This window comes from Thiohalorhabdus sp., assembly GCF_046545655.1.
Classification (GTDB): domain Bacteria; phylum Pseudomonadota; class Gammaproteobacteria; order Thiohalorhabdales; family Thiohalorhabdaceae; genus Thiohalorhabdus.
In genome coordinates this window covers 1-4,628 of sequence record NZ_JBKGZG010000073.1, presented here as the reverse complement: position 1 = coordinate 4,628, position 4,628 = coordinate 1, and the positions used below count along the sequence as shown (strand labels likewise).

4 protein-coding genes are annotated in these 4,628 nt (G+C 68.6%); 2 read left to right on the top strand and 2 right to left on the bottom strand.

Features of this window, described 5'->3' with window-relative positions; translation table 11 throughout:
• Positions 1 to 35: 35 nt before the first annotated feature.
• Complete coding sequence (locus tag ACLFRB_RS11470; RefSeq protein ID WP_411069148.1) at positions 36 to 1,286, bottom strand: 3-deoxy-D-manno-octulosonic acid transferase; 1,251 nt, start codon at positions 1,284 to 1,286, stop codon at positions 36 to 38.
• A gap of 334 nt (positions 1,287 to 1,620) precedes the next feature.
• On the opposite strand from ACLFRB_RS11470, the gene ACLFRB_RS11465 reads away from it, so the two are divergent.
• Complete coding sequence (locus tag ACLFRB_RS11465; protein ID WP_411069147.1) at positions 1,621 to 1,845, top strand: ribbon-helix-helix protein, CopG family; 225 nt, start codon at positions 1,621 to 1,623, stop codon at positions 1,843 to 1,845.
• Positions 1,846 to 2,096: 251 nt separating this feature from the next.
• Here the strand turns inward: ACLFRB_RS11465 and ACLFRB_RS11460 are convergent, their stop codons facing one another.
• Positions 2,097 to 3,164 carry a porin gene (locus tag ACLFRB_RS11460; protein WP_411069146.1) on the bottom strand — a complete coding sequence of 356 codons (1,068 nt, stop codon included), beginning with the start codon at positions 3,162 to 3,164 and terminating at the stop codon, positions 2,097 to 2,099.
• A gap of 251 nt (positions 3,165 to 3,415) precedes the next feature.
• Here ACLFRB_RS11460 and ACLFRB_RS11455 point away from each other — a divergent pair, with 251 nt between their 5' ends.
• Positions 3,416 to 4,465: an MBL fold metallo-hydrolase gene (locus ACLFRB_RS11455; RefSeq protein ID WP_411069145.1), complete on the top strand. Its 1,050-nt coding sequence runs from the start codon at positions 3,416 to 3,418 to the stop codon at positions 4,463 to 4,465.
• Positions 4,466 to 4,628 lie beyond the last annotated feature (163 nt).

The following is a 4,628-nucleotide window of genomic DNA, read 5'->3' as shown; positions in this document are numbered from 1 at the left end:
AATCCCGCCCACGAGGGCCCCTGTGGGAGCGGCTATCAGCCGCGACCCGACCCTCCCGGGCAGACCCGGTCCACGGCCTCCAGGTACCGGTCCAGCACCGCCGCCTGCTCCGCCACCAAGCGGGCGCCCGCCCCGCCGATGCGTTCGCGCTCCGCCGGGTCGGCGAGCAGGGCCGCCAGAGGCTCCGCCAGCTCCTCCTCGTCGGCCACCTGCACCGCCCCGCCGCCCGCCACCAGCATCCGGGCCTCCTCGGCGAAGTTCTCCATGTGCGGCCCCACCACCACCGCCCGGCCCAGGGCCGCCGGCTCCACCAGATTGTGGCCGCCCTTGGGCACCAGCGAGCCGCCCATGACCACCAGGTCCGCGTGGGCCATGAAACCGGGCAGCTCGCCCAGGGTGTCGGCCAGGTAGACCTCCGTGTCCGCCGTCACCGGCTCCGCTTGGCTGCGCACCGCCACCCGCTCCGTCACCGCCCGGATCTCGCGGAGGACGGCGTCGCGGCGCTCCGGGTGGCGGGGCGCGATCACCAGCACCCGCTCCCCGTCGCCGAGGCGCCGCCACAGGCGGACGAGGAGCGCCTCCTCGCCCTCGCGGGTGGAGGCGGCCAGCAGGTAGGGCCGCTCCACCGGGCGGGCGATGCCCGCCTCCCGCCGCAGCTCCGCCGTCTGCGCGAACTTCAGGTTGCCCAGCACCTCGATCCGCTCGGGGGGCATGCCCAGGCTCCGGTAGCGCTCGGCGTCCTCTTCCGACCGGGCGTAGCAGGCCGCCAGGGACCGCAGCGCCCCGGCGTAGGCCTTCCGCAGCCAGCCGGGGGCCTCCAGGGTGCGCGGCGACAGGCGGCCGTTGACGATGGCCAGGGGAACACCCCGCCGGGCGCAGGCGGCGAACAGGTGGGGCCACAGCTCCGTCTCCACCACCAGGCCGCAGGCGGGGCGCGCCCGGTCCAGGAAGCGGCCCACGGCGCCGGGCAGGTCCAGGGGCAGGTAGGCGTGGCGGACCGGCTCCGGGAGGGTGGCCAGGGCCGCCTCCGCCCCGGTGGGGGTGTTGGTGGTCACCAGCAGGCGCTCGTCCCGTGCGGCCAGGGCCCGCACCAGCGGCCCCGCCGCTCGCACCTCCCCCACCGAGGCGCAGTGCAGCCAGCGGTCGAAGGGGCCCTCCGGGGCGCCCCGGCCCAGCCGCTGGCGCAGGTAGCGCCGGCCGCCGTCGCGGCCCGCCCGCCACAGGGTGTAGCCGAGGGCGAGCGGGCCCGCCAGGCGGGTCAGGAGGCCGTAGGTGGTGGTTGCCATGGGAAGGTACGCATCCGCTGCGAAGGGGAGCCAATCCTGCCACGTCCGGCCGGCGCATGCCATGCGCCCGTAGTGGCGGTTACGCACATCACCCCCCCTATTGCCCAAACCTTCTGACGGCATAGCAGCCGCCGCCGGCCGTTGGGTCCGGATCTATTACGGCTGGCGCCCCAACCTGCCGGATGAGGCCGACAACCACCTTATTGAACGGGCTCTTGCCGGAGGAGGCCAAAGGATCGTGACCTGGAACCTTCGCGACCTGCGAGGGGGGGGAGATGCCCTGGCCGGGCCTGCGGGTGCTCGGCCCCGCGCAATTTCTGAAGGAGGTGGAGCCATGACCACGCTGACCATTCGCCTGCCGGAGGACAAGGCCGAGCGGCTCAAGGCGCTGGCCAAGAGCCGCGGCGTGAGCGTGAACAAGCTGGTTGAGGAAATGAGCACGGAAGCCTTGACCGCATGGGACGTGGAAACCCGCTTCCGCGCCATGGCCGCCCGGGCCGACAGCCAGGAGGCCCTGGCCGTACTCGACCGGCTGGACCGGGCCGACGAGAACGAGTAGCGCCCGGGATTTTCCCCCTTGAACACTGGTGGATGTGGAAGCGGCTAGCAGCCGCGGCCGCTCGGGACCGGCAACGGCGTCGCGGCTGGTAGCCGCTCCCACAATGGCCCCCTCCAGCTCCCCGACTTCCCCGACCGCGAGAAAGGGTTCCACAAGAGTAGGACAAAAAAGAAAAGGCCGACCCCGAGGGGTCGGCCTTTTCGGTTCCAGTCCCCCCTTCTCAGGCGGGGATCAGGCCTTCCAAGCGGTGCTTAGAAGCTGGTCTGGAACTGGGCCAGGAAGGTGCCCGTGGCCTCACCGGCGTCGTCGGTGACGGCCTTGGCGCCAGCATGGTTGCCCACGTCCTCGGTGTCGCCGCCCGGCAGCACGTAGTTCAGCTGGATGCGGGACTCGTGGTGCACGTCCGGGTTCAGGAAGAAGTTGGCGCCCACGAAGGTCTCGCTGTAGTCCGTGTCGCTGGGATCATCACTGGACTGGTAGTGACGCACCACACCCTCCACGAAGGGCGTGAACTCGTAGCCGGCATGGCCGTACCACACGTTACGGTCGTTCCCATCCACGTTGTTGTAGTTGGTGCCGTCGATGTACTCGGCCTTCAGGGTCAGGTTGGGCATGGGCTGGGACTTCAGGCCGATGTCCATGACCTCGTAGTCATCAAGACCGGTGGCGCTGGCCTGGCTGACGCCGTAGCCGATCTCGGCGTGCAGCATCTTGCCCATGCCGTAGCTGAGGTTGCCGGCGTAGGCGTAGTCCTCGCCAACGACGGGACCAGAGTCCGGGTTATTCGGGTCAACGAGACCGCTGGGTGCTGCATCGGTGGCGCCGCGGGTGGTCGGGTTGAACACGCCCACCTTGTAGCCGAGGCCCTCGGCCTTGCCGGCGAGCATGGCGCCCGCGGCGCGCTCCATCACCAGGGACTTCTCCATGCCCCGCTTGGTGATGTCCAGCTTCTTGCCGGAGGTGTTGAAGTCCATGCCCACCGGGGTCTTGAACTGGCCGGCCATCACGCTGGCGGGACCGAAGTCGTAGCCCACCTTGGCGTCCTTGATGTAGGCCGGGAGGTCGAAACCAGAGGAGTTGGTGTTCTGGTTGAAGTCCATCTGCAGCATGGAGAAGGCGCCGGAGTCGAAGTCGGCCTTGTAGCCGATGCGGACGCGGTCGGCGCCGAAGGCGAAGCCGCCGCCGTCGCCGGCAGGGGTTTCCGCCTGCTGCTCGGCGGTGATCTGGCTGAAGCCGAACCAGCTCACTTCGGAGTCGGCCTGGGCCATGGGGGCGGCCACGAGGCCGGCAATCGCGGTAGCAACGAGCTTGTTGCGCATGTTCTTCCTCCCTCTAGAGGTTTGGGCAATGCGATTGGTGGGGTTTGTAGCATAGCCCCGACCCCCACGCAACACTTTCGGACTGCCCATTTCCCGTGTCCGCGCCCCATCGGAGAAAGTTAAGCCTGTTTTTTTAACACGACCAGTTTTGTAGGCCGGCGGGGAGCGCAGGGTATCCACCGCTGTCAAAAGGTAGATAAACTGGACCCGCGAGGCCCACAAAGGATTAGAACATGCGAATATTTCAATCTATGGCGACAGTCGCGTTCTCCATCTGTCTCCTTGCGGCGACACAGACGGTGTCCGCCGCCGGCGAGGAGCACCCCATCCCGGTCGACATCCAGCCGGAGCCGGTGCAGGCGGCCCTGGAGGACCAGGAGCCCGGGGAGGTGCTGTCGCCGGAGGACACCCTGCGCGAGGTGGCGCCGGGGGTGTATGTCACCTACGGGGTGATCGGCACCATCGACGAGTTCAACCGCGGCTTCAACGGCAACGCCGGGTTCGTGGTGACGGACGATGGGGTGGTGGTGATTGACGCCCTGGGCAGCCCGCGCCTGGGCAAGGCCTGGCTGGAGACCATCCGCTCGGTGACGGACAAGCCCATCGAGTACCTGGTGCTCACCCACAACCACCCGGACCACTCCTACGGCGCCGTGGCCTTCCGGGAGGAGACCGACGCCAAGATCATCGCCCACCCGGCCACGGAGGACTACCTGCGCTCCGACCAGTTCGCCGACAGCGTGGCCTACCGGGAGGACCTGCTGACCGAGGACTTCGAGGGCTTCGAGGCGGTGCAGCCGGACGAGACGGTGGAGCCGGCCTTCGGCGAGCCCCTGGAGCTGGAGGTGGGCGGCGAGCCCTTCCACGTCTACAACGTGGGCGGCCACCACAGCTTCGGCGACCTGCTGGTCCACATGCCGGGGCGGGGCATCACCTGGGGCAGCGACCTGTACTTCCAGAACCGCACCACCTACATGCTCGACGGCGACCTGGAGGACTACTTCAAGGCGGACGAGCTGGCCGAGGGCCTGGAGACGGAGCTGATGATCCCCGGCCACGGCGTGGCGCAGGAGGGCCCGCCCTTTCCCATGCGGGAGAAGACGGTCTCCTACGTGACCCGGCTGCGGGACATGATGAAGGACGCGGTGGAGAACATGGTGCCTTTGTCCGAGGCGGTGAATAAGGCCGAGGAATCCTTCCCCGAGTGGGAGGACACGGCCCTGTTCGGGGAGAACCACCGCAAGAACGCCAACTTCATCTACACGCAGATGGAGCAGGAGCTCCTGTTCGAGGAGGAGTAGGCGAGGCGTACACGGGCCATGTAGAAGCGGCTATCAGCCGCGACCCCTCGGGGATGTCGCGGCCATTGGCCGCTCCCACAAAAAACCCACCAGCCTGCTCTCCCAGATCCCTGTAGGAGATCCTATGTCGCCGGGGCAAGGCTTTCCTGCCCTTTTTCGGCGA

Bases quoted from the DNA above. Each gene is read 5' to 3' on its own strand.
- ACLFRB_RS11465 (WP_411069147.1), top strand. From the start codon at position 1,621: ATGACCACGCTGACCATTCGCCTGCCGGAGGACAAGGCCGAGCGGCTC.
- ACLFRB_RS11470 (WP_411069148.1), bottom strand. From the start codon at position 1,286: ATGGCAACCACCACCTACGGCCTCCTGACCCGCCTGGCGGGCCCGCTC.
- ACLFRB_RS11460 (WP_411069146.1), bottom strand. From the start codon at position 3,164: ATGCGCAACAAGCTCGTTGCTACCGCGATTGCCGGCCTCGTGGCCGCC.
- ACLFRB_RS11455 (WP_411069145.1), top strand. From the start codon at position 3,416: ATGGCGACAGTCGCGTTCTCCATCTGTCTCCTTGCGGCGACACAGACG.